At 56.5% G+C, this 26,864-nt stretch carries 26 protein-coding genes; 14 read left to right on the top strand and 12 right to left on the bottom strand.

Annotation, left to right across the window (positions count from 1 at the left end):
• Positions 1-139: 139 nt before the first annotated feature.
• Both QJ48_RS21695 and QJ48_RS21690 read right to left on the bottom strand, forming a co-directional pair.
• Entirely contained in the window at positions 140-1,132 is a 993-nt protein-coding gene (locus QJ48_RS21695; protein ID WP_054975586.1) for an acryloyl-CoA reductase, read from the bottom strand.
• A gap of 27 nt (positions 1,133-1,159) precedes the next feature.
• Positions 1,160-2,062 (bottom strand): LysR family transcriptional regulator, encoded by a 903-nt coding sequence (locus QJ48_RS21690; RefSeq protein WP_054975590.1) that lies wholly within the window; start codon positions 2,060-2,062, stop codon positions 1,160-1,162.
• A gap of 109 nt (positions 2,063-2,171) precedes the next feature.
• Here QJ48_RS21690 and QJ48_RS21685 point away from each other — a divergent pair, with 109 nt between their 5' ends.
• The 10 genes from QJ48_RS21685 to QJ48_RS21640 all read left to right on the top strand — a co-directional run bounded on the left by QJ48_RS21685 (position 2,172) and on the right by QJ48_RS21640 (position 12,779).
• Positions 2,172-2,543: a CidA/LrgA family holin-like protein gene (locus tag QJ48_RS21685; RefSeq protein WP_054975585.1), complete on the top strand. Its 372-nt coding sequence runs from the start codon at positions 2,172-2,174 to the stop codon at positions 2,541-2,543.
• The gene (locus tag QJ48_RS21680; protein WP_054975584.1) at positions 2,540-3,220 is read left to right on the top strand and encodes an LrgB family protein; all 681 of its coding nucleotides are present in this window, start codon (positions 2,540-2,542) and stop codon (positions 3,218-3,220) included. The genes QJ48_RS21685 and QJ48_RS21680 overlap by 4 nt, the downstream gene beginning before the upstream one ends.
• Before the next feature lie 327 nt (positions 3,221-3,547).
• Entirely contained in the window at positions 3,548-4,543 is a 996-nt protein-coding gene (locus QJ48_RS21675) for a thiamine pyrophosphate-dependent dehydrogenase E1 component subunit alpha (RefSeq protein WP_054975583.1), read from the top strand.
• 22 nt (positions 4,544-4,565) lie between these two features.
• Positions 4,566-5,600, top strand: a complete 1,035-nt coding sequence (locus QJ48_RS21670; protein WP_054975582.1) for an alpha-ketoacid dehydrogenase subunit beta — start codon at positions 4,566-4,568, stop codon at positions 5,598-5,600.
• 35 nt (positions 5,601-5,635) lie between these two features.
• Positions 5,636-6,943, top strand: a complete 1,308-nt coding sequence (locus QJ48_RS21665) for a dihydrolipoamide acetyltransferase family protein (RefSeq protein ID WP_054975581.1) — start codon at positions 5,636-5,638, stop codon at positions 6,941-6,943.
• An 18-nt stretch (positions 6,944-6,961) separates the two neighbouring features.
• Positions 6,962-8,341: a dihydrolipoyl dehydrogenase gene (lpdA, locus tag QJ48_RS21660; RefSeq protein ID WP_054975580.1), complete on the top strand. Its 1,380-nt coding sequence runs from the start codon at positions 6,962-6,964 to the stop codon at positions 8,339-8,341.
• A gap of 12 nt (positions 8,342-8,353) precedes the next feature.
• Positions 8,354-9,406, top strand: a complete 1,053-nt coding sequence (locus tag QJ48_RS21655; RefSeq protein WP_054975579.1) for a 2,3-butanediol dehydrogenase — start codon at positions 8,354-8,356, stop codon at positions 9,404-9,406.
• Positions 9,407-9,555: 149 nt separating this feature from the next.
• Positions 9,556-11,430 (top strand): sigma-54-dependent Fis family transcriptional regulator, encoded by a 1,875-nt coding sequence (locus QJ48_RS21650; protein ID WP_054975578.1) that lies wholly within the window; start codon positions 9,556-9,558, stop codon positions 11,428-11,430.
• Between the two features lie 117 nt (positions 11,431-11,547).
• Complete coding sequence (locus tag QJ48_RS21645; RefSeq protein WP_162238536.1) at positions 11,548-12,339, top strand: DUF5050 domain-containing protein; 792 nt, start codon at positions 11,548-11,550, stop codon at positions 12,337-12,339.
• Positions 12,339-12,779 carry a DUF5050 domain-containing protein gene (locus tag QJ48_RS21640; protein WP_054975576.1) on the top strand — a complete coding sequence of 147 codons (441 nt, stop codon included), beginning with the start codon at positions 12,339-12,341 and terminating at the stop codon, positions 12,777-12,779. Before QJ48_RS21645 ends, QJ48_RS21640 begins: the two co-directional genes overlap by 1 nt.
• Before the next feature lie 81 nt (positions 12,780-12,860).
• Here the strand turns inward: QJ48_RS21640 and QJ48_RS21635 are convergent, their stop codons facing one another.
• From QJ48_RS21635 to QJ48_RS21615, 5 genes are all read right to left on the bottom strand, one after another.
• A complete protein-coding gene (locus QJ48_RS21635; protein ID WP_054975575.1) occupies positions 12,861-13,121 on the bottom strand; it encodes a YqkE family protein in 261 nt (86 codons plus the stop codon).
• Positions 13,122-13,138: 17 nt separating this feature from the next.
• Positions 13,139-13,675: a histidine phosphatase family protein gene (locus tag QJ48_RS21630; protein WP_054975574.1), complete on the bottom strand. Its 537-nt coding sequence runs from the start codon at positions 13,673-13,675 to the stop codon at positions 13,139-13,141.
• A gap of 119 nt (positions 13,676-13,794) precedes the next feature.
• Entirely contained in the window at positions 13,795-14,223 is a 429-nt protein-coding gene (locus tag QJ48_RS21625; RefSeq protein WP_054975573.1) for a DUF1284 domain-containing protein, read from the bottom strand.
• A gap of 144 nt (positions 14,224-14,367) precedes the next feature.
• Entirely contained in the window at positions 14,368-15,288 is a 921-nt protein-coding gene (locus tag QJ48_RS21620; RefSeq protein ID WP_054975572.1) for an RNA polymerase sigma-70 factor, read from the bottom strand.
• Positions 15,289-15,328: 40 nt separating this feature from the next.
• Positions 15,329-16,657: an NAD(P)/FAD-dependent oxidoreductase gene (locus tag QJ48_RS21615; protein ID WP_054975571.1), complete on the bottom strand. Its 1,329-nt coding sequence runs from the start codon at positions 16,655-16,657 to the stop codon at positions 15,329-15,331.
• Positions 16,658-16,849: 192 nt separating this feature from the next.
• On the opposite strand from QJ48_RS21615, the gene QJ48_RS21610 reads away from it, so the two are divergent.
• The 3 genes from QJ48_RS21610 to QJ48_RS21600 all read left to right on the top strand — a co-directional run bounded on the left by QJ48_RS21610 (position 16,850) and on the right by QJ48_RS21600 (position 19,760).
• On the top strand, positions 16,850-17,419 hold the full coding sequence (locus QJ48_RS21610; protein ID WP_054975570.1) for an RNA polymerase sigma factor: 570 nt from the start codon (positions 16,850-16,852) through the stop codon (positions 17,417-17,419).
• Entirely contained in the window at positions 17,400-19,133 is a 1,734-nt protein-coding gene (locus tag QJ48_RS21605; RefSeq protein WP_054975569.1) for a DUF4179 domain-containing protein, read from the top strand. Before QJ48_RS21610 ends, QJ48_RS21605 begins: the two co-directional genes overlap by 20 nt.
• A 165-nt stretch (positions 19,134-19,298) precedes the next feature.
• The gene (locus QJ48_RS21600; protein WP_054975568.1) at positions 19,299-19,760 is read left to right on the top strand and encodes a hypothetical protein; all 462 of its coding nucleotides are present in this window, start codon (positions 19,299-19,301) and stop codon (positions 19,758-19,760) included.
• 270 nt (positions 19,761-20,030) lie between these two features.
• Here QJ48_RS21600 and QJ48_RS21595 read toward each other — a convergent pair whose 3' ends face one another.
• Positions 20,031-20,816 (bottom strand): DUF4367 domain-containing protein, encoded by a 786-nt coding sequence (locus QJ48_RS21595; RefSeq protein ID WP_054975567.1) that lies wholly within the window; start codon positions 20,814-20,816, stop codon positions 20,031-20,033.
• A complete protein-coding gene (locus QJ48_RS21590; protein ID WP_054975566.1) occupies positions 20,797-21,381 on the bottom strand; it encodes an RNA polymerase sigma factor in 585 nt (194 codons plus the stop codon). Before QJ48_RS21590 ends, QJ48_RS21595 begins: the two co-directional genes overlap by 20 nt.
• Before the next feature lie 299 nt (positions 21,382-21,680).
• Here QJ48_RS21590 and QJ48_RS21585 point away from each other — a divergent pair, with 299 nt between their 5' ends.
• Complete coding sequence (locus tag QJ48_RS21585; RefSeq protein WP_054975565.1) at positions 21,681-22,091, top strand: AbrB/MazE/SpoVT family DNA-binding domain-containing protein; 411 nt, start codon at positions 21,681-21,683, stop codon at positions 22,089-22,091.
• Between the two features lie 39 nt (positions 22,092-22,130).
• On the opposite strand, the gene QJ48_RS21580 is transcribed toward QJ48_RS21585, so the two are convergent.
• From QJ48_RS21580 to QJ48_RS21570, 3 genes are all read right to left on the bottom strand, one after another.
• On the bottom strand, positions 22,131-23,891 hold the full coding sequence (locus tag QJ48_RS21580) for a sensor histidine kinase (RefSeq protein ID WP_054975564.1): 1,761 nt from the start codon (positions 23,889-23,891) through the stop codon (positions 22,131-22,133).
• Positions 23,892-23,961: 70 nt separating this feature from the next.
• Positions 23,962-24,765: a response regulator gene (locus tag QJ48_RS21575; RefSeq protein ID WP_054975563.1), complete on the bottom strand. Its 804-nt coding sequence runs from the start codon at positions 24,763-24,765 to the stop codon at positions 23,962-23,964.
• Positions 24,766-25,146: 381 nt separating this feature from the next.
• On the bottom strand, positions 25,147-26,814 hold the full coding sequence (locus tag QJ48_RS21570) for an extracellular solute-binding protein (protein WP_054975562.1): 1,668 nt from the start codon (positions 26,812-26,814) through the stop codon (positions 25,147-25,149).
• Positions 26,815-26,864: the final 50 nt, after the last annotated feature.

Here is a 26,864-nt window from a genome sequence, read left to right as displayed (position 1 = left end):
CACCGGCGTATGCAGAGAAGTTCTACGCAAAGTCGGTTTCTCAACAAGCTCAGCCCGACCAGCCGGTCGGGCTTTTTTCTCGAAGATACGATATCTCCTATCATCGAGCCAGCGCATTCTTTCCCTGCAGACGGAGCACTTACCTCAGCCTCACAACGACCTTCCCGCGGACGCCGCTTTGCAGGATGTGCTGCAGGGCGTCCGGTAGCTCGTCGAGCGTCGTTTCCGCATGGACCATCGCTTCGAGCCGCGGCGGCTTCAGATCGGAAGCCATCCGTTCCCAGAGCCGCTGCCGGAGCGGAAGCGGGCAGTAGGCGGAATCGATGCCGAGCAGGTTCACACCGCGAAGGATAAACGGGAATACGGCCGCCGTAAATTCGGCGCCGCCGGTTAGACCACTAAGCGCCACGGAGCCGCCGCGGCGAACGGCGCTAAGAATATGCGGCAGCGCGGCTCCGCCCACCGGATCGACGGCGCCGGCCCACTGTTCCTTGGTCAAGGGCTTGACCGTTTCCGGGTACAGCTCTTTCCGGTTGAGGATCGAAGCGGCTCCCAGCTGGCGCAGGTAGTCATGCTCCTGCGCTTTTCCCGTGCTGGCCGCGACCTCGTACCCCGATGCCGCAAGCATCGAGACGGCGTGACTTCCGACGCCGCCGGTCGCCCCGGTGACGAGCACGGGGCCGTTCTCGGGGCGTAAGCCGTTCTCTTCCATGCGGTGGACCGACAGTGCCGCCGTCAGCCCCGACGTTCCGAGAATCATCGCCTCGCGGTGGGATAACCCTTTTGGCAGGGAGATCACCCAATCGGCCGGAACCCTCGCATATTCGCTAAACCCGCCGGAATGGCCGACGCCGAGCTCATAGCTCGTCGCCAGCACCTCGTCGCCTTCGCGAAACCGCGGATCGGTCGAAGCGGCTACCGTCCCGGCGAGATCGATCCCCGGCACGATGGGATAGCTGCGGACCACCCGGCCCTTCGGGCTGGACGCCAAGCCGTCCTTGTAATTGACGCCGGAGTAGGCGACCCGAATGAGCACCTCGCCTTCCGACAAATCGTCCAAGCTGAGTGATTGTACGCCTACCGAAAACTGATTCTCCGTTTTGTCCACGACGAGTGCACGAAATCGTTCCATATTTACGTACCCCTTCCGAAAATGGATTTAAAGAGACAGCCTGCCTTGGTTCGTCAAATGCGCCTTCGAAAAGCGGACCCACTCCCGCGCGGCAAACGACAGGTAGCGGTCCTTCCGCCAAATCATGCCCAGATGCCATGGAATGGCCGGGTCGGTCAGCGTGACCGTGGCGACGCGGTTCGGGTCGAGCATGCCGCAGATGCTTTCGGGCAGCAGAGCGACGCCCATTCCCGCGGCGACCATTTCATAGATAAAATCCCACTGCGAGCTTTCGTACCAGATCCGGGGCCGGAAGCCGACGCCGTCGCAAGCCTCGATAATCCGCTCGTGCAGCGCAAAGTCTTCCCGGAACAAAATAAAAGCCTCGTCTTGCAGCTCGTTCAGCCGGACTTCCTTCCTGCCCGCCAACGGGTGGGCAGGAGGGAGCACGGCCCGCAAGCGTTCGTTCACGAACGAATACGATTCGAATACGTCCTCGTCCACCGGCAAAAGCACCACGCCGACGTCCAGCGTGCCATCCTCCACCTTTTCCGCCAGCTTGACCGAGCCGTCCTCTTCCAGTTGGATCGTCAGCCCCGGATACGTGTCGCGAAACCGGCTCAGAATGCCGGGGAAAAATCTCGCGCCTGCCATCGGCGGCAGTCCAATCCGGATATGCCCTTTTTTGAAATTCGTCAAATCGCCGAGCTGCAGCTCCAAATGCTTGAACGAACGGACGACATCCTGCGCCTGGCCGGCAATAAGCTGGCCGGCGTCGGTCAGCTCGAGCGTTTTGCCGGAGCGGACGAAGAGCGGGACGCCCAGCTCCTCCTCCAGATTTTTGATCGCTTTGCTGATGGTGGGCTGGGTAATGTGCAGCGCCTCGGCCGCTTTGGTAAAGCTGCTGTGCCGGATGATCTCCAGCACATACTCCAACTGCCGGATATCAATACCCGGGCACCTCCTTTGCATAGATGATTGGAATGAAAGAAATTCGATATATTCATTTTACCTATGAAAGGAAGGGGTGTAAACTTTGGATGGAAAGGAGCTGTGCAACATGGCGGCTTTTGTGAAAACTTTGGGGCAGGTGCTCTTTTTTGTCCTCGTTTCATGGCTGTTGAACGGGCTGACGGCCCTGCTTCATTTGCCTGTTCCGGGGAGCATTCTCGGGATCGTTCTTGTATTCGTGCTGCTTCAACTGAAAATTATCCGGATCGAATGGATCGATCTGGGAGCCAAATGGCTATTGGCCGAAATGCTGCTGTTCTTCATCCCTGCGGCGGCCGGGATGATTCAATATCGGGCGCTGCTGCGAGATAACGGCTTGCCGATCATGCTCGTGCTGGTGTGCAGCCTTGTCGTCGTCATGCTCTCGGCAGGGCTTGTGGCGCAAGCGATCGTGAAACGAAAGGAGCGGACCCCGTCATGACCTGGCTCTCGCTCCTGTTGCTGCTGTTCACCATGGCCGTCTATTACGGCATCAAAGGCTTGTACCGCCGGAAACCCAAAATCTACCTGTCGCCGCTGCTGCTGACGCCGGCGGTTGTCATCGTTCTGCTGCTGCAAGGGGACATTCCTTACGAAACCTACAACGCCGGGGCGCACTGGTTGACGGACATGATCGGACCCGCGACCATTGCCTTGGCCGTGCCGCTCTATAAAAATGTCGCGCTGCTGCGCAAATATGCCGTAGAAATCATGGCCAGCGTGCTGGTCGGCTCCGCAGCGGGTGTTGCGACTTCGGTGTGGATCGCCAAGGGGCTGCACCTCGACGGGCAGATTATTGACGGCCTGGTGCTGCGCTCGACGACGACGCCGATTGCCATCGCCATCACGGATATGATCGGGGGCATCCCGGCCATGACGGCGTTGTTCGTGCTGGTCACGGGCTTGCTCGGCACGGTAGTCGGACCGATGCTTATCCGGCTGTTCCGCATCCGCAGCGGGGTGGCGCAGGGCGTGCTGCTCGGGACAAGCGCCCATACGGCAGGGACGACGACGGCGTTCGAATTCGGCGCCGTCTCGGGCACGGTGTCGAGCATATCCATGCTCGTGGCTGCGCTTCTGGCGCTGGTCGTAGTCCCTTGGCTGGTCCTGCTACTATAAGGCCGCAGGAGATTTTTCGCGCTTACAGTCAGGGAAAAGCCGCATGCTCTTCCCTGACCTCCACCACTTTTTCGATCCGGATTCAGCTCATCGCATCCCTCCATCACGAAACCAAAACCCCAATTTCAGGATATGACCCCATTGTAATCCGAATGATGAATAGGTGAACAAAAGTGGACAAAACGAGACAGTCGTCTCTTTGTGTCCACTTCAGCGGCTCCCCGCGGGCCGTATTCCTTCGAGAATCAAGCGTTTTTTCCGTTGGCACGAAACTTGCATTACTATCCGGCGTGGGAACATTTTTTACATCCAAAGGAGGAACACGGTATGGTTAACGCCGCGCAGGACAAGGGAACGGCCTTGAGCCGGGAAAAAGCAGGATGGATGTTTCAAAAGATGCTGGAAATCCGCAAGTTCGAGGACAAGGTACACGAATTGTTCGCCCAAGGCAGACTTCCCGGCTTCGTCCACCTGTACGCCGGGGAAGAGGCGGTAGCGGTCGGCGTATGCGCCCACCTTGATGACAAAGACAGCATCACCAGCACGCACCGCGGGCACGGTCACTGTATTGCCAAAGGCTGCGAGCTGGACGGCATGATGGCCGAGCTGTTCGGGAAAATTACCGGTCTGTGTAAAGGGAAGGGCGGTTCGATGCATATCGCCGACCTGAACAAAGGCATGCTCGGCGCCAACGGCATCGTCGGCGGCGGCTATCCGTTGGCTTGCGGCTCCGCCTTGACCGCCAAATACAAGAAGACGAATGCGGTCAGCGTATGCTTTTTCGGAGACGGCGCGAACAACCAGGGAACGTTCCACGAAGGCATCAATTTGGCGGCGATCTGGAAGCTGCCGGTCATTTTCGTTGCCGAAAATAACGGGTACGGGGAAGCGACCACGTTTGAATATGCGTCCAGCTGCAAAACGATCGCCGATCGTGCAATCGCTTACAATATTCCGGGCGTCCGGGTGGACGGCAAAGACGTGCTTGCCGTATACGAGGCGGCGGAACAGGCCGTGCAGCGGGCGCGCCGGGGCGAAGGCCCGACGCTGATCGAATGCGTCACCTACCGCAATTACGGACATTTCGAGGGCGATGCCCAAAAATATAAAAAAGAGTATGAACGAAAAGAGCATTTGCAGGAAAAAGACGCGATTGCCGGGTTCGAATCGTATTTGGTGGCCGAGCGCCTGTACACCGAAGCCGAGCTGGCAGAAATGAAAGCTGCGGTGGAGCAAGCGGTGGAGAAGGCCGTCGAATTTTCGGAAAACAGCCCGTATCCGGACGCATCCGAGCTGCTGACGGACGTGTACGTATCTTACTAATTTCATTGGAGGAGGAAGCGGTATGACAAGAAAAATCAGTATGTCCGCGGCGATCAACGAGGCGATGAAGTTGGCGATGCGCAAGGACGAAAACGTCATTCTGATGGGCGAGGACGTGGCCGGAGGGGCGGCGGTAGACCATCTGCAGGACGATGAAGCTTGGGGCGGCGTGCTGGGCGTTACAAAAGGTATCGTGCAAGAGTTCGGCCGCGACCGGGTACTGGATACGCCGATCACCGAAGCGGGATATATCGGCGCGGCGATGACTGCGGCAGCGACGGGCTTGCGCCCGATTGCGGAGCTGATGTTTAACGATTTTATCGGGAGCTGTCTGGATCAGGTGCTCAACCAGGGGGCCAAATTCCGCTATATGTTCGGGGGCAAGGCACAGGTGCCGGTGACGATCCGCACGACGCACGGGGCCGGGTTCCGCGCGGCGGCCCAGCATTCGCAGAGCCTGTATGCGCTGTTCACCAGCATTCCCGGCATTAAAGTCGTCGTCCCTTCGACCCCTTACGATGCCAAGGGGCTGCTGCTGGCGTCCATCGAAGATAACGATCCCGTCATTTTCTTCGAGGATAAAACGCTGTATAACATGACCGGCGAGGTGCCCGAAGGCTACTATACGATTCCGCTTGGAAAAGCAGACATTAAGCGGGCCGGCTCGGACCTGACCATCGTGGCGATCGGCAAGCAGGTGCATACGGCGCTGACGGCCGCCCGGCAGCTGTCGCAAAAAGGCATCGAAGCGGAAGTCGTCGATCCGCGCAGCCTGTCCCCGCTGGATGAGGATACGATACTCGCTTCCGTGGCGAAGACAAACCGCCTGATCGTCATCGACGAAGCGAATCCTCGCTGCAGCATCGCCACGGATATCGCCGCCCTTGTTGCGGATAAGGCGTTCGACAGCCTGGATGCGCCGATCAAACGGATCACCGCGCCGCATACACCCGTGCCGTTCTCGCCGCCGCTGGAAGACATTTATTTGCCGACGCCGCAAAAAGTGGTTGAAGTCGTCGCCGAGCTGCTCGGCGACAAATCGCTGCTTGCCGTATAGACGGACCCAGACTAACCCGGATAGGAGAGATCGCCATGGCTGTAGAAGTGGTCATGCCCAAGCTGGGCATGGCAATGAAGGAAGGATCGGTATCCCTCTGGCATAAGAAAGAGGGCGACTCCGTGACCAAAGGGGAAATTATCGCCAATATCGGCTCGGAAAAAATTGAAACGGATCTGGAAGCGCCTGCGGACGGCGTCCTGCTGAAGATCGCCGTTCCCGAAGGGGAGGGCGTACCGCCGGGCACGGTCATTGGCTATATCGGCCAGCCCGGCGAACAAGTTGGCACCGCGGCTGCAGGGGCGGCCGACGCACAGCCTGGGGAGAGCGCGGCTGTGCCAGGCGACGCTGTTCCGGACGCAGCTCCGGCGGGCCGATCAGAGCCTGCCGAAGCTCCTGCTCACGGCAGGGACATTAAAATCTCCCCGGTCGCCCGCAAAATGGCGGAAGCGGCCGGGCTCGATATCGCGAAACTAACGGGAACGGGCCCGCAGGGACGAATTACGAAAGAGGACGTGGAGCATGCTATCGCCAACGCGTCTTCCGCACCTTCCGCGGGAGTTCAGGATTCGTCGGCCAATCCAGTCGCTGTTGGGGCCGCTTCCGTTCCGTCCGCCAACCTTGCGTCTGCCGCCTTACCCGGCTTTGTGGAGCATACAGAGCAAATTCCGGTCGCCGGTATCCGCAAAGTCATCGCGGCGCGGATGCACGACAGCTTGCAGCACAGCGCCCAGCTGACGCTGACGCTGCGGGCCGACGTCACCGATCTGCTCGCGCTGCAGAGGCAGATGAGCGAAACCGCGCAGCGGCAGCACGAGGTCAAGCTGACGGTGACCGATTTCATCGCCCGCGCCGTCGTCCTTTCGCTCAAGCGGCATAAGCAGATGAACAGCGCGTATATCGACGACCGTATCCACGTGTTCGACCACGTGCATTTGGGGATCGCCGTCGCTTTGGACAAAGGCTTGGTCGTTCCGGTCATCCGCCATGCCGATCAGTACTCCGTCCTTGATTTGTCGCGCCAAATCAAGGCGCTGGCGCAGCAGTCGCGAAGCGGCCAGCTCGGAAGCGACGCCCTTCAAGGCTCGACGTTTACGATCACGAACCTCGGCGCTTACGGCATCGATTATTTCACGCCGATTCTGAACACGCCCGAAGCGGGCATTCTCGGCGTCGGCGGCGTGGCGGAGATGCCGGTTTACAAGGGAGCCGACTTGCAGCGCCGAAGTCTGCTGCCGCTCAGCCTGACCTTCGACCACCGGGTATTGGACGGCGCGCCGGCCGCCGAGTTCCTGCGTGCGGTGAAGGACGCGCTGGAAGACCCGTACAGGCTTGTTTTGTAGGGAAGGAGACGCCATACCATGGAGACGATAGCCATTATCGGAGGAGGCCCTGCGGGGTATGTGGCGGCGATTGCCGCCGCCGGGCAGGGCAAGCGGGTGACCTTGATCGAACAGAAGGAGCTGGGAGGAACGTGCCTGAACGAAGGCTGCATGCCGACCAAATCGCTGCTGGAAAGCGCGGATACGCTTGAGAAGGTCAAGCACGCCGGCCGGTTCGGCGTAGTGCTGCCTGCGGATCGGGTCGAGGTCGATTGGAACGCCGTGCAGAGCTATAAGAACGGGATTGTGAACAAGCTGGTGCAGGGCATCGGTTATTTGATGAAAAAAAATAAAATCCAAGTGCTTCGGGGGCAGGCAAGCTTTATCACGGACCGTAAGCTGCACGTCATGCAGGGTGACAAGCAGGAGGCCGTGGAAGCGGACCGCTTCATCATCGCCGCAGGCTCAGAGCCCGTCGCTCTGCCTTTTGCGCCCTTCGACGGGGAATGGGTCATTCACAGCGGTCAGGCGATGTCGCTGCCCGCGGTTCCGGCTTCCCTGCTCATTATCGGAGGCGGCGTCATCGGCTGCGAGTTCGCGAGCATCTACAGCCGTCTCGGAAGCCGGGTGACCGTAGTCGAGATGGCCGACCAGCTGCTTCCGGGCGAAGACGCGGACACGGCGGCCATCCTGCAGCGGGAGCTGGAGCAAGCGGGCGTGAAGGTCTATACGTCAACTGCCGTGAAGCGGCTGCAGCCGGAGGGGAAGCTGGCGGTTTTCGAGACCGAGAGCCGGGTTTTCGAAGGCACCGCCGACCGCGTGCTTGTCGCGATCGGGAGGAAACCGCGAACGGACAGGCTCGGTCTGGAAAACGCCGGGGTCCGCTATACGAAGCAGGGGATCGAAGTCAACGCGCATATGCAGACCAGCGTTCCCCATATTTATGCCTGCGGCGACGTTATCGGGGGCATTCAGCTCGCGCATGTCGCTTTTCACGAAGGCACCGTCGCTGCGCTGCATGCTTCCGGAGCCGATGCGAAGGTCAATTACCGGGCGGTTCCACGCTGCATCTACACCTCTCCGGAAATTGCCGGGGTAGGCTTGACCGAGAAACAGGCCAGAGAACGGTATGGCGACATCCGCGTCGGGGAATTTCCGTTTGCCGCCAACGGCAAAGCGCTGATCCTGAACGAACCGGTCGGCAGAGTGAAGGTGCTGACGGAGCCGCAATACCATGAAATTGTCGGCATTTCCATCGTCGGTCCGAAAGCGACGGAGCTGATCGGCCAAGGCGCCGTCCTGCTGCACACCGAGATGACTGCCGATCTGATGGAACATTTTATCGCCGCTCATCCGACATTGTCCGAAGCGGTTCACGAAGCCATTCTGGGCGCCATCGGCCACGCGGTGCATGTTTAAGGAGGTCCGCTGATGAAAGCTGCATTTTGGCATGGTATTCGCGATGTGCGTACGGAGGAAGCGCCGGAACCGCCGGTCCGGCCGGGCATGGTCAACATTCGGGTCGAGTGGTGCGGCATATGCGGAACGGATTTGCACGAGTATTTGGCCGGGCCGATCTTCATTCCCGATCAGCCCCACCCGTTGACGAACGAACGGGTTCCCGTCATTCTGGGGCACGAGTTTGCAGGCGAAGTCGTTGAGGTCGGCTTGGGAGTGACGAAGGTCAAAGTCGGGGACCGGGTAACGGTTGAGCCGATTCTCGCGTGCGGGACGTGCCTTCCGTGCCGGCAAGGCTTATACAACTTGTGCGATGAGCTTGGCTTCCATGGACTGAGCGGAGGCGGAGGCGGATTCAGCGAGATCACCTCGGTGAAAGAGAGCATGGTTCATAAGCTCCCGGATTCCATGACCTTCGAGCAAGGCGCCATGGTGGAGCCTGCGGCCGTCGCCGTTCATGCCGTCCGGCAAAGCAGGCTTAAGGCCGGGGACAGCTGCGTCGTTTACGGGGCGGGGCCCATCGGCCTGCTCGTTATTCAAGCCGCCCGTGCGGCGGGCGCGAGCCGGATTATTGCCGTCGAAATCTCCGAAGCCAGACAACGAATGGCGCTCGCGCTGGGCGCTCATCACGTCATCCACCCGTTAAAGGATAACGCGGTCGAAGCGGTGCACCAGCTCGTTCCCGGAGGCGTCGACGTCAGCTTCGAAGTTACCGGCATCGAAGCCTGCCTGAACGATGCGATCCGCAGCACGAAAACCGACGGTCAGACGGTGATTGTAAGCATCTGGGAAAAACCGGCGTCGATCGCTCCGAATACTCTCGTGCTGAAAGAGCGCGAGCTGAAGGGCGTGCTTGCGTACCGCAATATTTTCCCAGCCGTCATCTCGCTTATCTCGGAAGGTCGGCTGCAAGTGGATAAATTAATTACGAAGAAGATCCGGCTGGACCATTTGGTCCCGGACGGCTTCGAGGAATTGGTCGGCAGCAAGGAACAGATCAAAATTCTTGTCTCTCCCAAGCCCTGACGCTTATCCGGTGCTGCGCATCTGAGACCGAGGTTTGATTGTAAGCGCTATCTTATTCGTTTATAATCAAAGTGACACGTTTCACGCTCGTACAGCCCTAAGCGGACTTTGAATTATATCTAAAATATACATTCAGGGGAGAGGGTCTTATGCTTGAAACCGCATTGAGTTTAAACATATGGGAGCGTTTCGTCAACGAAGGCGTTCTGGATGCGTCCCGGCTGAACAAACGAATCGTGGAATCCTGGTACCGTTCCCGGGATGCGCGCGTGAATCCTCATCTGGATAAAGGCCGCCTTGTGTTAACCAATGACCGGTTTCATTCCCAGAAGAAAAAGAACGCCCTGCTTCGGGATATGGCGCAGCCGCATCTGGAGCGCATGAACGGCTTCATCGACGACCTGGGCATGATCGCGCTGCTCATTGACCCGGAAGGCTATGTATTGTCGATGACCGGGAACCTCCATGTCCGCCAAGAAGCGGGAAAAATCAACTTTGTCGAAGGCGTCCGCTGGACGGAGGGCGAGGTCGGTACGAATGCCATCGGCACCGCCCTGTTGGCCGGAGAGCCCCTCATGGTGACGGGGTCGGAGCATTATTCGATCGCTTCCCACCGCTGGAGCTGCTCGGCAGCCCCAATCCGCGGCGACGACGGCCAGATCATCGGCGTTCTGGACGTTTCCTGTCCGGTGGACCGCGCCCATCCTTACATGCTCGGTATGGTCACTTCGATTGCCTATGCGATCGAACGCGATCTCAGCATACGGCTGCACAAAGACGAGATGGAGCTGGTCCGTCAAACCGCCGACCGGCTGGAAACCGATCAGCCCGTGATCGTTTGCAGCAGCAAACAGGCGATCGTCTGCGCCAGCAGGTCGATCCGCCGGCGTATTCCGGCCTGGGCCGGCTTAAAGGCTTACGAGCTGGCCGGATTCGGGCTGGAAACCCGGCTGACCGTTCCGGTCCTGTCGGATTCGCACGGGGGAATGATTGGCACCTGCGTCTATTTGCAGGAAACACCGTCAACCGCCGCCAAGCCGGTATTTTTCCCGCGGCAGGTTGTGGTTGCAGAGGATTCGGAGTCCTTTGTGTTTCAAGGGGAGATTGGCACAAGCGCGGCATTCCGGCAAACGCTCGATGACATGAAGCGGGTCGCGCCTACGGATGCGAGCGTCTGTATTCTGGGGGAGACCGGGACGGGCAAGGAGCTGATCGCCCAAGCGATCCATGAGAACAGCCCCCGCCGGACGGGGCCGTTTTTGGCCGTCAATTGCGGCGCAATCCCCAAGGAGCTGATGGAAAGCGAGCTGTTCGGCTATGCGGAAGGGGCGTTTACCGGAGCCCGGCGGAACGGGTACAAAGGAAAATTCGAGCAGGCAAACGGCGGAACGATTTTTCTCGACGAAATCGGGGAAATTCCGCTTTCCATGCAGGCGGCGCTGCTGCGAGTGCTGCAGGAACGGAAAGTGACGCCTGTCGGGGGAACGCAGGAGGTCCCGCTCGACTTTCGGATGATTACGGCGACCCACCGCGATCTGCGGCAATTGGTGCAGGAAGGAAAGTTTCGCGAGGACCTGTACTATCGGCTTCACGTGTATCCGGTCAAGGCGCCACCGCTGCGCGAAAGAAGAGAAGATATTCCGCATCTCGTCCGCTTTTATTGCAGCCGGAGGGCTTGGGCGATTTCGTTTCCGGAACGCTTTTTCGACCGGTTGATGCAGTACGATTGGCCGGGCAACATCCGGGAGCTGATGAACGTCCTGGAACGGCTGCATATTATGACGCAGGGAGCGGATGCCGATCCGTGCGAAGCGCTGAGCCGGTTCGACGGCTTCCGTCCGCAGCCAGCCCTGCTGGACTCGACCCCAGCCCCGCCAATGGCGCTGTCGCTGCGCGAGCAGATCCAGATGGAGCAAATGACCGAAGCGCTGCAGCAGACCAAGGGTAACGTCACCGCAGCTGCCCAAATGCTGGGCGTTCCCCGGAGCACCTTTTACAAAAGGCTGCAAAAATTCAATAAATAGCAGCGCCCGCAAATGAGAGGCGGTCTCCCAAGAAGGACAGAAGCTTGGTGCGAGGCCGCTTCTTCGTGTTTACGTTTCGTGCTGCCAGCAGGCTCATTCTTAGCGGTGTATTTTCCGATGACGTGGAACTATACCCGGGCGCTCGGCATGACCACCGCTTGGGACCCCGTGAACGGACTCGCGATCGGGAAGCAGGAATCCTGCGATCCCGTCGTCCGCCAAGACCTGACCTCTCAGGAGAACAGCGACAAAGGGATGAAGGCGACGCTCGTGCCCTTTCCGGTCGGTGTGAACGGCAAAGCGATCTCCAATGCGGAGGAGCAATACCCGCTTTTGCTTTTCCGGAACATCGTTTATTTTCCAATGACCTGGAACTATACCCATGATGCGTTCGGCTGGACGACGAGCTGGGACGCGACAAACGGCTTCGGCGTACAAGCTTGCGAAAAGGCTCCGGGCGCCGATGCCCCGCAAACCGCTGCGCTGAACATCGCAAACGGCGGGCAATTGGCCGTACAGGGCGATTGGATCTATATGAACCCGGCGAACAAATACTACGGACCGAACAGTCTTGTCAAGATGAAGCTGGACGGCAGCGGGAGGCAGACGTTGTCGGAAGATAACGCGTTATCCATCAACGTCGTAGATGACTGGATTTATTATACGGCCCGCGATAAGGCGGCCGATAAAAACCTGGGCATTTTCAAAATGAAAACCGACGGCTCGCAGCGGACGCAGATTAGTTCGGCAGGGGCTTACTCCGTTTGGGTCCGGGACGGCTGGATTTATTACATTGCCGGCAACGGCTTGATAATAAACGGCATTCACAAGATGAAGACCGACGGGACGGAGGATACGGTTATCGTCTCGGGCCGGGTCGGGTGCGTTTTTACCTTGACGGGGACCTGATGTATTTCATGATGCAGGACAAGGAGCATGCGCCGGACAGCCTGTTCCGGATCAAAACCGATGGCACCGGCAAGAAAAAGCTGCAGGATGAAGTGAATGCTGTAACGGTCGTCGACGGTTGGGTTTATTATGCAACCGTCAGCGCGGGAAAGACTGGGATTTACAAGATGAGCGCGGATGGGACGGTGAATATCCCTCTGTACTCGTCGGATCAACTGATGGGCGGCTTCCAATACCGTGACGTCTGGATTTATTTTATAAGCGGCTCCTTCGGTATCATGGGCTCGGCATCGATCGAGAAAATCCGCATCGACGGCACCGGACATACCGCTCTGGGCAACGCACGCGCTACCTCGCTGTATTTTGCAGGCGCCGATCTGTACTATCCGTCCGCTTTCGATGGCGATAACGAGCTTCGCAAGCTGGAGCCCGGTAAGTAACCTATACTCTCCTTAGGGGAAAAATAAAACCTCCGAGATCACGTCTGACCGTGATTTTGGAGGTTTTATCGTTCTTACCGCTTACTTATATTTCTTCCAGTCCATGCCGCTGTTGTTCAGCAAATACTCGAAGTCGTTGTCCAGCCGCTTCTGCTCGGCCTTGCGGGCCGCTTCCGCCTGCTTTCGGGCTTCCTCGCGCTGAACCTCGGCTTCGGCCTTCATCTGATCCGCCTGCGCTTTCAGCTTGCTCACGACGTCCGGATTCAACAAATCCTTCAGCGTCGCGGGTTTGTCTTGGGAAGCGGCGCTCGGAGGAGCCGCCGGCTTGTTTTTCTTCGCCATGGCACTCACCTTTCGCGTTAATTTTCGAACAAATATAGCTTGCCGTTCTCCGGCGTGCCATACTTCGGTCCCCGGAAGCCGCGCGCCAGCAAAGCTTTTCTCATCGTCATCATCAGGGCGGCATGGCTGACGATAAGCACGTTCCCGTCGCCCTGCCGGAAAATCTCGTCCAGAACGGCGTCGGCCCGTTTTCGGGTATCGTCCATGCTTTCCGGCATCGACCGGGGGGCCGTAAACCACGAGGTTTTGATCAGCACCGCCCACATCATGAGCGGCAGTCGTATCCTCGTTCGGAACGACGGAGGCGGAACCTCGCGCAGCATGTTCCATTGCGTAATCTCGCCGTCATAAATGTGCTCGGCCGTGCGGGCCGCTCTGGACATATCGCTGGCATAACAGCGGTTCCATTCGATGCCGCCCAGGTCGGTTTGACCGAGCTCGATGTCAGATTCATCATACTCGGCGAACCATTGATCGAGCTCCCTGGCCGAGATCAGAAATTGCGACGGATAATCCTTTTTGACTTTATAATGCCGAACCAAACCGACTTTCATTTCCGTTCCAACCATCCTTGCTTGTAGAAGTACGTCTCTTTATCATACCTCGGGATGGACTGGATGTTAAAGGGCCAGTTTCCCTATATCGATTTTTTCGGCCGCTGCGGTCGCGTCGGTTACCGGCTAGCGACCGGGGGCAGCGGCTCACCGCTGCGGATCAGGCGGACCCCGTCCTTGCAGACGCCGTAGCGCTCCCAAGGACAGGTCGAGCACAGCAGACCGATGTCGTTCGGACGCATGGTCGCGGAGACGGCGGCGCAAATGTCCGCCCACGTCATGGTGGCGCCGGTATGCAGCCCAAGCTTGCCCAGCACGCGGGCGTCCCGGTCGTATACGCTATGGCCGTCGCAATGCGGGGGCTGGTCCTTCGGAAACGCGCTGCAGATGTCATCGGGTCCTTCGACAAGCTCGATTCGGGTGTCCGGATGCTTCCGGAGCGTTTCGTACACGGCCGTCATATTGTCGCAAAACGATTCGGAGTACCCCATTCCACGGTACCCGAGCAGACAAAGCAGATGATGGCCGCGGAGCCGGATGCTGTTCATAGGGCGTCTCTCCATTTCCGCATAGAGGTTTGGGATGATTTATTGTTAACTAATTATAGCATATTCGGGTTAACGAATCATCCATGCCATGAGACGGCAAAAAACCGGCAGAAGAGTCGATCCTCTGCCGGTACGCCGGACGAGCTATAGAACATGCTTTAATTTATCCGGGTTGAGCACGAGATAAATGCCGGTAATCCGGTTATGCCGGGTCTGGAACGAAATAACGCTGGAAATCCGCCCGTCCGTATAAGAAACAAGGCCGGTCTGCCCGTTGACGTCGGCGAAGCGAATCGATAACGATCCCGCCAATTTGTGCATAATTCCTTCCAGAAAGCGCGCGATCCGTTCGGCGGTCTGAATGGGACGAACCGCCGCGGTAACTTTGCCGCCTCCGTCGGAGTACAGAACGGCATCCGCGGACAGGACGTCCATCAATTGCGCGAGATTGCCCGCGGTCAGCGCTTGGACGAACCGTTCGATCAGATCGCCGATCTGCTCCGTTGACAGATGCGCCTCCCTTCGGCCCGCCGGTATGACAGTCTGCCGTTCGTCTCTGGGATCGGGTAAGCCGCTGACCGCCCGCTTCGCGCGGTGAAAGATTTGGCGGCAGTTCGTGCTGCTCTTGCCTACGATTTCGGCGATTTCGTCGTACTCATACTGCAGCACCTCGCGCAGCAGAAATACCGCCCGTTCCGTCCACGAGAGCTGCTGCAGCAGCAGCAGGTAGGCGGTGGAAATCGACTCCTTCTGCAAATAGCGGAGGGACGGCTCGCTTTCGCTGTCCCTTTCGGCGACTAACGGCTCGGGCAGCCACGGCCCCACATAAACCTCGCGCTGCTTGCTCGCCGAGCGAAGCCGGTCGATGCAGCGGTTCGTGACCAGCTTGCACAGGTAAGATTTCATATTTTGAACGTGATCCAGCTTCGTTTCGTTCACATACAGGAATGCCTCCTGCACGATGTCCTCCGCATCCATCACGCTCCCCAGCATGCGGTAAGCAAGGGAAAACAGCAGGGGCTTGTAGGAAACGTACAGCTCTCCGGCCGATTCGGCAGGTTCCATCTTCCGCGCCTCCTTTTCCATGTCCGGCATCGGTTTTCCTTTAGACGCTTAGCAGCGAGAGCGGCTCGGCGCCCGCGCGTCTGCCGATCCGGTCCAGTTCCGCGGTGGCTTGCCGGGCTGCTCTTCTTGCGCTGGCTGCCGCTGCATCCGCCAGCATCTCTCCGTGACTCGCCCAGTCTCCCGCGACATACAGACCGCGAATTTCCGGTACGGCCGGCCCGGGAAACCGGCTGGTCCGCCCGAGGTGCATATAATCGTGAACGACCGGCATCACAGGCAAATACTGCCGCTCCACCACCTCGTGCTCCCAGCCCGGATGCAGCAGGCTCATCGTCTGCTCCAGCATCCGCTCGTCCGCCTTGGGGTCGCTCCCGCCGGTATTGTTATACTTGAGCAGATGTACGACTATTGTACCATGCTCGCTTAGCTTGGCGCTCGCGGACTGGTTGCTGAAAAAAACCGGCTGGTCAAGTCCGAAAGCGAGATTCCGTCCCGGGGTAAGAAGCCGCTTCAGCCCAAGGTCCAGACAAGCGGCCATGCAAGGCCGGGCTTCTTCTTTCCAGCGGCGCAGCATAGTATGCTCCGCGTTTCGTACCAAACGGTACGTATCCGCCGGCGACAGCGTGCTGATCACCTGAGACAGCTCGAACGTCTCGCCGTCGGAGCACGCCACCCGGCTCACGGCTCCGTCCGTCTGCTCGACGGCGCTTACCGCTTTGCCGGATAGGATGTGCACGCCGGCCGAGGCGGCCAGAGCTTCCAGCCGGTCGACGATCGTCTGCCATCCCCCGTTGATATACAACACGCCGTTTTTCAGCGAGCGCTGCACCTGCTTCAATACCGGCCCGGCCGCCTGCAGGTCGGGATCTTGGGTGAAGGTGGCCGTCCGGCACAGCGCGTAGAAAATATGCCGCGCCATCGGCTCGCGGATTTCCTTCTCCGCCCAGTCCCGGAGGCTTGCCGTCTCCAGCGTATCCGTTGCGATCCGGCCCAGCTTGAACAGCAGACGCACCAGCTCCGTTTTCCCGCGCCACGAGAGCAGTGGGGAGGCCAGCAGCTTCACCGGGTCGGCCGGCATAGGAAAAACCCGGTTATGCCAGATGGCGAACGGGCTGGACGAAGCGCGGCCCCCTTCGAGCTGCACGCCCCATTCCTGCAGCACGGCGTGCAGCTCTCCGCCGAGATACAGCGCATGACCGCCGAGATTGAACAGCACGCCGCGTTTGTCCGCGGTTCTTGCCCGGCCGCCCATCCGGTTCGATTTTTCCAATAGAACGACCGATTTGCCCGCCCGTGCCAGCTCGATGGCGGCGATCCATCCTGCAAGTCCTCCGCCAATGACGGCGGCATCGTACCGTTTCCGATTCATCTTATCCCCTCCATTTTTACCTTTCTGCCAATTAAGGCGGGCGGGGGGCCGCTTTTGTGACAGAAGACGGAGGTCAAAGAAAAATTTTTTGGCCGGAGAGAAAGTTTTCCAGTTCGGCAGCGTCATACATAGTGTAACTGCCGCAAAAGGCAGATGCTGCGCAGCGAACCTTTTGGGACAGGGAGGGCCAGGATGGACAATGACATCGAAATCGTTGAGCGGATACTGAATGGAGACAAGCAGGCGTTCGCTCAAATTATCGATAAATACAAGGGAAGGGTATTTGCCCTGCTTCGGCGCATGCTGGGTCATTCGCCGGATACGCAGGACATTGCCCAAGAAGTGTTCATCAAAGCGTATAATCATTTGAGCGAGTATACGCCGGGGCACAGCTTTTCCGCGTGGCTGTACCGGATTGCGGCTAACCGCTGTATTGACGAGCTGCGCAAGCGCAAGCGCAGACCCGACATCACCGGCTTCGACGCCGAGTTCATGCAGGGGGACACTCCGGAAACCGCCTATCTGGAAAAGGAACGGAGACAGGCGTTGGAGCAGCGGATTATGGAGCTCGATCAGAGCCAGCGCGCGGTGTTTGTGATGAGATATGTGCAACATTTAAGTTATCAGGAAATGGCGGAACGGCTTTCGGTTCCCGTAAGCACGGTGCAAATGCGTCTGTACCGTGCCAGGCAGAAGCTGCGGGAGAGCATGTCCAATTCCGGAGTAGAGGGGGAGTTCATCTATGAAGTGCGTCAGAGCTGATCGGCTGGCCGCGGAACTGAACCATGAATTTTCTCCGTTGGAAACCAGGCAATGGGAGCGCCATTTGGAGAACTGCGCCGATTGCCGGAACGAAATGGAACGGCTGCTGACTTCGCTGGACGACTTTGATCGGGCACTCGAAGAAGTGCAGCCTGACGATGGATTTACCCAGGCCATATTGGACCGCTTGGACCCTTACGTGCCGGGCGAGCAGCCGCAAGCGACCGAAACGCCGGGCTCCGCACCCAAACGTATCGATTGGAAAAAGAGGAGTGTGGACATTTTGAAAAAAGTAACCATTGTTGTGGCCGGATTGGCCGTGGCTATATCGCTAGGCACCTTCGTATCGCCGACGTTCGCGGATTATGTGAAAAGCATTTTCAACAGCAGCAAAGACGCGGATCAAGGGATCAAGGAGGCCGTCAAGCAAGGCTTCGCGAAGCAGTTGGATCTCGGCGTAACGGAACAAGGCATCACGTTAAAGATCAAAGAGGTATTGGCGGATACGCTGCGTATTGCGGTCATGTGCGAAGCGATAGACCAGAACGGCAACAAAATCGATTTCGATATGTTAAAGCCCGGAGAACGGAAAAACAGATTACAAGAGTTCGTCCTTAGGGACAAAAACGGAACGCCTCTCTTCAAGCCTGAAGAAGGGGGATGGACGATGAGCAAAGAAGGCGATTATATGATGATTCGCCGGGAATTGACCGAGCTGACCGCCAAGGGAAGGACGCTGCCGGACGAATTGACCGCCGAGGTGCATTGGGCGAAGCTCGACGGGAAAGAAGGAAGCTGGAAGCTGACGGTTCCGATCGATTTGGCCGAAGCAAAGCGGGCGACGAAATCGGTAGCGGTTAACCAGCAGTATACGTCCCCGCAAGGGCTGAAGATCGACTTCAAGAAGGTCGATTTCGCACCTAGCGCTACGCTGGTGTCACTGGAGACCCAGCTCACTCCCGAAGTCCGCGAGCGGCAGAAGCAGATCATGAAGCAGAACGGTCTGTCCGAGGAGATGAATCCGGGCCCGGGCGGGTTCCAGACTTTCCGGCTTAAACAAGCCGTTCGGGAGTACAAAGTGGCATACGAGCTTGTCGACGAGCAAGGAAAGGTTGTGGCGGCGCAAGACGAAGGTTTGATGCTTGATAAAGACTTGAGCATTGACAAAAATACGATTGTGAACGGGATTACGGGCAGGGGGACGGACGAGGTCATGCAACTGTGGCATACGTTTGTGCCGATGAGCGGCGACCGGAAGCTGACGTTCAGGCTGCACTCCGTTTATACGAACGAGCTGGCCGATTTCAGCACGAAGCTGAAGCCTGCCCAATTGCAGCAAAAGCCGGTTCAGGCGGAGGACCAAGGAAACCGGCTAACCTTCAGCAATTTTGTCATGAAGACGGACCCGGCGGAAACCAAAATCGGGAATCAGACCGTCAGCGGCACAGGCGGGGTGATCGAGCTTCAAGCGGAGCTGGCGAAGGATATCGTCGCACTGGATATTTGGCAGGTCAAGGACGAGAACGGCAATGCGTACGATGCTTTGCTGCAAAAAACGTCAACCCGTAATCCGGACGGCACCGTCAGCCAGCAGGGCGTGCTGGTGATCCCGCAGCTTCAAAAGGAGCCGAAGGAATTAACGGTGACGTATAAGACAATGCAAAAGCAGCACCGTGATGTGAAGTGGGAAGTGCCGATCGTCGCGAACCCTTAACTTGGTAGTTGCCAATACAAAGCAATACAGAAGCTCGCCTCCGGCTCGACCGGGAGCGAGCTTTTTGACGTTGTCATGCGTTCAGGTTGCTTGAAAATAAAACGTTAGGTTTTTAATCGATAAGGCGTTAAGGATAATGAATCGAATATTAAGGGGGAATCCGTGTTGAGACCATTCGCTGCAAAAATTGTAATCATGGCCGTGCTTGCGATTGCCCTGGCAATTCCCGGACAAGCTATGGCAGCTCGAACGCCGCCACCGCCGGAAGTTGTCACTTCATTTACCCCGTTTGATCCCAATTTTAATTACCTCGAAAACGGTTCTGCCTACATAAGTTATAGCGGCAATGGGAAGGCAGGTCTATGGGGGGAAAGCATTGCGACCCGTAGAGTGGATACGGTCGGGATACAGTTGGTTTTACAGCGTTGGACGGGAAGTGAATGGATTGACGTATACACAGGGGGGAGAGCGGAGATGAGCAATGCATCGCGCATGAATGAGACCATCGACAATTTGTCCGTTTCGAGCGGCTATTATTATCGGGTGAAATCGTTCCATTGGATTACTTACGGTAGTACAAAGGAAGACGGTACTCGTTATTCCTCAACCCTGCTTATTCCAGATTAAAGAAAAAAGCGAACAGGGGGGGGGAGTCTTCCCCCTTAAGCTTGTTGAGAAAGTGAGCTTTTACAAAAATAGAGAAGCATACGGAGGTGGGGTATCTACTGGAGAAGCGATAGCGGCCGCCTTTGTCTTCGGGAAATGTCCGCTGATAAGCGGCTTCCAATCAAAATTTCCCGATGACAACAGCGGTCGGAAGTGGATACCCCACCCCATCGTAACCTCTATAATCCCGTTTGACCACTTTCTCAACAAGGGGGCCCCCTTGTTCGCTATTCACTGTAACGATGTTCCAATCTTTAACATGTCCTCTTTGGCGATTGGCCCGGATATATAGATTTTAACTCGGTCCTTCGTCAGCCATTCCAAGCTCGTTATACTGCCGTTACGATCCACGAATAAGACCGCCGGATGTTCTCCCACAAAAACGTCAATAAATTCGCCTGAATCGCTATGAATATCGGTTTTGATTGCCCCCGTTTTTCCTTCGATTTTTCGTTGACTGATCTTTAACAGCTCTCCACGTTCATCGAGGTATTCCAAGTAGACATCTTGATACGTTCCGTTCGGTTCCTTTGTTACGAATACGGCATCTAACCTGAATGTTTCAGGTACATAGGATGGAGTCAGGAGAGGGAAGGCCAATTTATTTTTTGCTTCTTCCAAACTCGTTTTCTCGGGAGCGAAGCTGCTGCCAGGGTGATTCGAAGCGGGCAGCTCTTCTTCCGGAGGCGGAGTTGTTTTCGCGTGTGTAGAGTCCCGAGCCGGCGGCGCTTCATAAAAAATTTCAATTATATTGCCCTGAACCTTTTTAAGCAGCGAGGCAATATTCGCGTAGGTTGTAGGGAAATTATCATTCATCAAAAAGTTGATGATCAGGGAGCAGGCAATAATCGCAGCCGTTAGCTTGATACGTCGGACGAACAGATTACGGCGGCCGATCTTTTTTAGCCTGTGCCGTACTTGCTGCCAGGAAGCCGCGCCATCGGGGATTTCGACACGGGCATGGTTACGTTTCAACAATTCCTTCAGCTTGTGATCATCATGCTCTATATGATTCATTTTGATCAACCCATTTTCTTGAGAAATAATAAAACAATTTCTTGCGGGCCCTTGTTAGGATTTGAGCGAGGGCTTGTTCCGATATCTGTAATTCTTGGGCGATTTCACGGTATGATTTTTCTTCGATATAAAATAAAAGCAACACATGCCTGTATTTGAAATTCAATTGATTAAGGGCTTCATGAAGCATTTCGTCACGGATTTTTTCCTCCACCTGATCGGCTACTGTGCGTTCTTCGGTTGGAGAAAAGTATTCACTGTCCTTAACGAGCTGCAGGTCGGATACATGCCGGTATTTTTTGTTTTTTTTAAAACAATCGTAAGCGGTATTCCGGGCCACTTTTTTGAGCCAAGCTTTCATATTTGAAGTGTTTTCCAGCTTTGGCGCTTTCTCTACCACTTTTAAAAATGATTCTTGTACAACATCTTCGGCTAAGGCGTGATCCCTGAACAAAAAGTATATGTCGTGATAGATCAGTTCCCGAAAAGAATGATAGATCAATTCTTGAGATGAGTTGTCCAGGTGATGGAAATTGTTACGCAAGAACGTGAGCCATTGCTCCATGTATATTCCTCCAACACCATTTCTCTTATATACAATTGTTTGAACGATCATTTTATGTAATAAGTTTCTTGTTTTTGTAAATTTTTTTCGTCAAATTTGCTCGGGATAGATCGTTATATGTAGTAGAAAGCGTGAAGTATCTGAAATTAGGGTAATGATACGGTGCGCGCCCAGAGAGAAGGCGGTCCATCACTTCTATAACGGAATGGAACTCCAAAAGCTGACGGTGGCATTTTTATCCTTTTCTCTACGGGGATTCGCACGACGAAGCTTATTCTAGGTTATGGGAGTTCGGGAAAATGAAAAAAACAGGCATTGTCCGACATTTGGATCATCTTGGACGGATTAATCTGCCAATTGAACTGCAGCGAACTTTGAATATAGACTTTGGCGATGCTATTGAGTTTTTCGCCGATGACGAAAAAAGGCAGGTGCTGATCCGGAAGTACCGCGCAGAGGAATGTATTTTTTGTTCCACCACCGAGCAGCTTGTCTTTTATCGTGGACGGTTTATCTGTAGGGCCTGCTTAAAGGAGCTAGACGGGAATAACGAACAAGTACCCGGAACGAAACGAAAACGGAATAAGGACACGATGCTCCGCCTGGCCGAAGTGAAGGAACAGTATCCATCTGCTTCGCAAACCGAATGGGGTAATTTGATTGGCATATCGCAGGGCAGGGTTAGCCAATTGCTCAAGCAATTGAAATAAGCTTCCCCATACGGGAAGCTCGTTTCAACACCCTTACGCCTAACGCCGTCCGGCATCCAGCTCCGCCCGGCTGGATACGTATGGCGCCGTCCGCGGCACACACGGCAGACGGATCGTCACCGACGTTCCGATGCCCAGCTTGCTGTAGATGCTCACGCCGTACGGCTTGCCGTAATGCAGCTCGATCCGTTGATGAACGTTGCGGATGCCGTACCCGGCTTCTTCGCCGTCGTCGAACTGCGAGATGCGCCGCAGTGTGTCCGGCGTCATTCCGACGCCGTCATCGATGATGCGGAACTCGATATCGTCGCCGATCCGGCGGCCGGCAACCCGGATATGCACCCGGTCGCCCGTCCAGGCATGCTTCAGCACATTTTCCAGGAACGGCTGCAGCACCAGCTTGACCATCTCGTAGCGCAGCAGCTCCGGCTCAATCTCGAACAAAACGTCCAGACGGTCGGTATATTTCACCTTTTGAATATCGAGATAGGCTTTCGCTTGCTCCAGCTCGTTCGCTACCGGAATTATGGTGCGCCCTTCGTTGAGCGAAAGCCGGTAGAACAGCGCCAGATTGCTGACCATCCGGTGCAACTGGTCGACTTGCCCGAACTTGGCCAACAAGCTGATCGAGGACAGCGTATTGTATAGAAAATGCGGATTGATCTGGGCCTGCAGCGATTCCAGCTCGGCTTCTTTCTTCTTGATGCCGGCGACGTACACCTGTTGAATCAGCCCGTCGATATGCTCCGCCATCGCGTTGATGGATTGCGAGATCGTCGAGAACTCGTCCTTTCCCTTGAAGCGTATCCGCTTATGGAAGCTGCCGTGACGGAACGAATCAAGCACCCTCACAATGCGCGACACGCGCTTGGAGAAGTAGCGGGACAGGAAGCCGCCTACACCCAGAAAGAGCAGAAAACTGGCCGATCCGATGACGGCGGTCAGCACTTTCACTTTCTTCGCATCCTTCTCGACCGATTCCTTCGGGATGCTGGCTACAAGCTTCCAGTCCAAGTCTTGGAACGGCTCGGTAATCGTCAAGTAATTGCTTTCCCCGACCTGGGCAATCCGGCCGGTCGTCCAAGCGCCCCGCTCGAACAAAATCTGCCCTTTCCCGTCCTCGATCCGAACCGACGTGCCTTCCCCGAAATCCGGAGAGACGGTTTCGAACATCTCCGTCAGCTTGACGGTGAGCCGCATGAAGCCGAAATCCAATTGGCGGCCGAAGGAAGCCGTATCCACGAGCCGCCGCAGGAGCGAAATATTGCCGAACTCGGCATCCCGGTCGATCTGCTGCCACTGCATGGTCACCCCGTAACGCTCCGGGGGAAAATCCTGATACCACGAATTGTCGGCGATCCGCTTCAGATACAGCATGTTGTAGCTTTTGCCGGCATAAGTCAGCGGGTCCGAATCATTATAAAACGAGTAGATTTCGGGCAAGGTTTCGTTTCGCAAGTAAACGACGAGCCAGATGCGGTGGTTCGTCGCCTTGATGACGCTATCGAACTTGGGCTCCAAATATTGCGTGACCGATTCGTAGCCGTAGTAGCCTTCGTTCAATCTCCTCAGCCGGGAAGCCACCGTCTCGTCGTAGTAGATCATGTCCGACAGGCGAACCGTATCCTTCATCCGGTACTCGATATTGTCCTTCATTTGGCGCAGCGCCGCCTGAACGTTCTCACTCGTCTGCTTGCGTACGGAATCCACAAATATCCAATTGGCAAAATAACCGAACAAGATCACATGAACCAAGGTAAGGAGCATATAGGACAGCATCAGCTTGTACCCGAAGGGCATATATCTTGCTTCCGCCTCGGAAGCGGCAGCGCTGCTTCGCCGGAGTGAACGGAGGGCAGACCGGATTCGACTATTGGCCATTGCGGAATTCCAGCGGGGTCATCCGGTACGTTTCTTTGAATTGCTTGCTGAAATAGGGCATATAGCGGTAGCCGACCCGATAAGCCACCTCATAAATGCGCAGCTTCGGATCGCGCAGCAGCTCTCCGGCTTTTTCCATGCGCAGCGCGACAAGATATTCATGGAACGTCTGGCCCGTCGCTTCCTTGAACATTTGTCCGAGGTAATTCGGCGAAAAGGAGAATTGATCGGCCACTTCCTTTAGCGTGAGCGGCCGCTCCAGTTCGCTGCGCATCATATCGATCATTTCTTGAATCAGCTTCCCGTTTTTGCCCATCCCGTCCGCGGTCTTGCCATCAACAGCTGGGGATGGGGCGGACTGTGCGCCGCCCGACAGCATCTGCCGGACCTCATGCTCCGCTTGCTCGCGCTTGCGGGCGTCATCCAGATCGCGCCGAATGCGTTCGAGCGATTGAATGAGCTCGTCCTCGTTCATCGGTTTCAGCACGTAGCTGTAAGCTTGCAAGGTCAGGGCTTCCTTCACATATTGAAAGTCTCTGTAACCGCTGACAAAAATGATCCGCACGTCGTGGAACCGTTCCTTCGCGCGTTTCGCCAGCTCGAGGCCGGACATGTTGGGCATATTGACGTCGGTGACCAGCACATCGATCTTCTGGGTCTCGATCAGCTCGCAAGCGGAGAACCCGTTCGTCACGGCGCCCACAATTTCCATCCCGAGCGACTCCCAGGGAATAAATGTCTTCATTCCTTCCAGATCCAGCGTCTCATCGTCTGCGATCAGCACTTTGTACATGTCGGTCCTCCTCTGCCTTGGATCTTCGAATGAAATGGGAAGCAGGTGCGCCGATAGCGCACCTATAGAATGTCGAGAACGTGGTCAATGGAGATTAGAGGTGCAACGAGGGGGTGGGGTATTCACTTCCGGTCGCTGCTCCACCCCGCAAAGTGAAGTTGAATCAGGGTAGCTTAGTCCGAGTACTTTGCAGGGACCCCGGGTCAGCGGGAAATATTGATTGGAAGCCGCTTAACAGCGGACATTTCCCGCAGACAAAGGCGAACGCTGGCGCTCCTCCAGTGAATACCCCACCTCCGTATGTATCTCTATTTTTGTACAGACCACTTTCTCGACAAGCTCAGGGTGCGCCGATAGCGCACCCTGCCTTGTCCGCATGGACTATTTCTTCTTCATTTTCTCTTCGTTTTCCTTCCAGCGTTTTGTCAAATAGTCGTTAAGCTTCTCGATGCCGAGCGTCTGCGCGTCCTTCTCGCCTTTATCGATGATCTCAATCACTTCTTGCTCGCTTTTGGCGAGAATCGCTTGGGCACGGACTTTCTTATACAATTCGGTCCAGCGCTCGCGAATGATCCCTTCCGGGCTGTCCTGCGGCGGCTCGATCCCGCGCATCGCCGTCAAGTCCATATGCGTCTTCCAGGTAATGGCGTCCTGGTATTTCGTTTCCCAGGAACGCTTCTCTTCCGGCAAGGAGAGCTCGGCCTTCACTTTGATTTTGTCGTTGTACGTCGAGTTGCCGACGAATTGCAGGTCGTTCGTCGCGTTCATATTCTTTGTGCGCTCTGCAGGCTCGCTGAAAAATTTGTCCGTCAAGTTCGGCAAACCTTCGCTGTCCAGACCTTTCCAATACATCCCTTCCGGACCCCATACGATTTGACGCATGCCGTCCGGGCTGGTCATCCAGTCCAGCACCGCAAAAATTTTCTCGGGGTCCTTGGCCGTCGCCGTGATCGCGGCGGCGTTCCAGCCCAGACGGTCGTAGTGGGCCACCATAATTTTGTTCTTGTCCAGTCCCGGCTTGTGGATCGGCCAGATCATGAAGTAGCCGGCATTCGGATCGGACTTGGAAAGCTCGGCATCCGCTTTGGAAGCATAGTCGGTGGCGGTAATATCGGCATACACGGCGACTCGGCCGGTGTTAAGCCTCTCACGTACTTGATCGACCGTTTGCGTCAGCGCGTCCTGCGTCATGAGCTTCTCGCGGTGCAACTTGTTGACGAAGATCATCGCTTCCTTGTACACCGGATCGGCGAAGAGCGACGTAAATTTGCCGTCCTTCGGCAAGGCGCGCAGCGTTCCCGCGTAGCTCGCCGGATTGTTCTCGGCGAAGGCGGAGAACAGCAGGTCGACGCCTTTGCCTTCCTTGGCCTGGCCCGGCTCGAACGGGATAATGTTCGGATATTTCTCCTTGACGAGCTTCAGGTAGTTGTACAGGTCATCGGTCGTTTCCAGCTTCGGCTTGCCGAGCTCTTCGTAAATTTTCTTGTTGACGACGTAGCCGGCGTTGCCTGTCGGCTTGTTCGTGTACCAGTTCGGGAACATGTACAGCTTGCCGTCTTTGGAGCGCAGCATGTTCAAAATTTCGTCGCCCGCCCACTTTTTCAGGTTCGGGTATTTGTCCAAATAAGGGTCAAGCGGCACGAGGACACCGTTCTCGCGCAGCCGCTCGAACTTGTCGCGGTCGCCCCAGATGACGTCGGGCAAGTCCTTGCTAACGATCATCGTGCTCAGCTTGGCTTCCGCGTTGCCCCCGGCGTTAATGGCGGTAATGTTGATTTTGTACTGCTCTTGTACGTGCTTGGAGAATACGTCTTTGCCCCAAGGAGGCATCGTGTACCAGCCGTAGTTGCCGAAGAGCGTGAAGCTGACCGGCTCGCTGCCGATTTTCCACGGCTCCGACGACGAGGCGGCCGGCGTCTGCGTCCCGGACGGCGCCGCCGCTTTGTTGTCGGCGGGAGCGCTGCCCCCGCCGGAGCATCCGGAAATAACCGTCCCCAGAGCCATGACGGCTGCCAGCGGACCCATTCCTTTTTTGACCCAATTGTTCATTGTCTGTATAGCCCCTTTCCCATTGTCATTTCAAGCTATGCTTAAAGCGG

This window comes from Paenibacillus sp. A3 (genome assembly GCF_001399685.1).
Taxonomy (GTDB): Bacteria; Bacillota; Bacilli; order Paenibacillales; family NBRC-103111; genus Paenibacillus_G.
The sequence above is the reverse complement of the archived record's forward strand: the minus strand, read 5'-3'. Positions and strand labels throughout refer to the sequence as shown.

Bases quoted from the DNA above. Each gene is read 5' to 3' on its own strand.
- QJ48_RS21695 (WP_054975586.1), bottom strand. From the start codon at position 1,132: ATGGAACGATTTCGTGCACTCGTCGTGGACAAAACGGAGAATCAGTTT.
- QJ48_RS21685 (WP_054975585.1), top strand. From the start codon at position 2,172: ATGGCGGCTTTTGTGAAAACTTTGGGGCAGGTGCTCTTTTTTGTCCTC.
- QJ48_RS21680 (WP_054975584.1), top strand. From the start codon at position 2,540: ATGACCTGGCTCTCGCTCCTGTTGCTGCTGTTCACCATGGCCGTCTAT.
- QJ48_RS21675 (WP_054975583.1), top strand. From the start codon at position 3,548: ATGGTTAACGCCGCGCAGGACAAGGGAACGGCCTTGAGCCGGGAAAAA.
- QJ48_RS21670 (WP_054975582.1), top strand. From the start codon at position 4,566: ATGACAAGAAAAATCAGTATGTCCGCGGCGATCAACGAGGCGATGAAG.
- QJ48_RS21665 (WP_054975581.1), top strand. From the start codon at position 5,636: ATGGCTGTAGAAGTGGTCATGCCCAAGCTGGGCATGGCAATGAAGGAA.
- lpdA (WP_054975580.1), top strand. From the start codon at position 6,962: ATGGAGACGATAGCCATTATCGGAGGAGGCCCTGCGGGGTATGTGGCG.
- QJ48_RS21655 (WP_054975579.1), top strand. From the start codon at position 8,354: ATGAAAGCTGCATTTTGGCATGGTATTCGCGATGTGCGTACGGAGGAA.
- QJ48_RS21650 (WP_054975578.1), top strand. From the start codon at position 9,556: ATGCTTGAAACCGCATTGAGTTTAAACATATGGGAGCGTTTCGTCAAC.
- QJ48_RS21645 (WP_162238536.1), top strand. From the start codon at position 11,548: ATGACGTGGAACTATACCCGGGCGCTCGGCATGACCACCGCTTGGGAC.
- QJ48_RS21640 (WP_054975576.1), top strand. From the start codon at position 12,339: ATGTATTTCATGATGCAGGACAAGGAGCATGCGCCGGACAGCCTGTTC.
- QJ48_RS21635 (WP_054975575.1), bottom strand. From the start codon at position 13,121: ATGGCGAAGAAAAACAAGCCGGCGGCTCCTCCGAGCGCCGCTTCCCAA.
- QJ48_RS21630 (WP_054975574.1), bottom strand. From the start codon at position 13,675: ATGAAAGTCGGTTTGGTTCGGCATTATAAAGTCAAAAAGGATTATCCG.
- QJ48_RS21625 (WP_054975573.1), bottom strand. From the start codon at position 14,223: ATGAACAGCATCCGGCTCCGCGGCCATCATCTGCTTTGTCTGCTCGGG.
- QJ48_RS21620 (WP_054975572.1), bottom strand. From the start codon at position 15,288: ATGGAACCTGCCGAATCGGCCGGAGAGCTGTACGTTTCCTACAAGCCC.
- QJ48_RS21615 (WP_054975571.1), bottom strand. From the start codon at position 16,657: ATGAATCGGAAACGGTACGATGCCGCCGTCATTGGCGGAGGACTTGCA.
- QJ48_RS21610 (WP_054975570.1), top strand. From the start codon at position 16,850: ATGGACAATGACATCGAAATCGTTGAGCGGATACTGAATGGAGACAAG.
- QJ48_RS21605 (WP_054975569.1), top strand. From the start codon at position 17,400: ATGAAGTGCGTCAGAGCTGATCGGCTGGCCGCGGAACTGAACCATGAA.
- QJ48_RS21595 (WP_054975567.1), bottom strand. From the start codon at position 20,816: ATGAATCATATAGAGCATGATGATCACAAGCTGAAGGAATTGTTGAAA.
- QJ48_RS21590 (WP_054975566.1), bottom strand. From the start codon at position 21,381: ATGGAGCAATGGCTCACGTTCTTGCGTAACAATTTCCATCACCTGGAC.
- QJ48_RS21585 (WP_054975565.1), top strand. From the start codon at position 21,681: ATGAAAAAAACAGGCATTGTCCGACATTTGGATCATCTTGGACGGATT.
- QJ48_RS21580 (WP_054975564.1), bottom strand. From the start codon at position 23,891: ATGCCCTTCGGGTACAAGCTGATGCTGTCCTATATGCTCCTTACCTTG.
- QJ48_RS21575 (WP_054975563.1), bottom strand. From the start codon at position 24,765: ATGTACAAAGTGCTGATCGCAGACGATGAGACGCTGGATCTGGAAGGA.
- QJ48_RS21570 (WP_054975562.1), bottom strand. From the start codon at position 26,814: ATGAACAATTGGGTCAAAAAAGGAATGGGTCCGCTGGCAGCCGTCATG.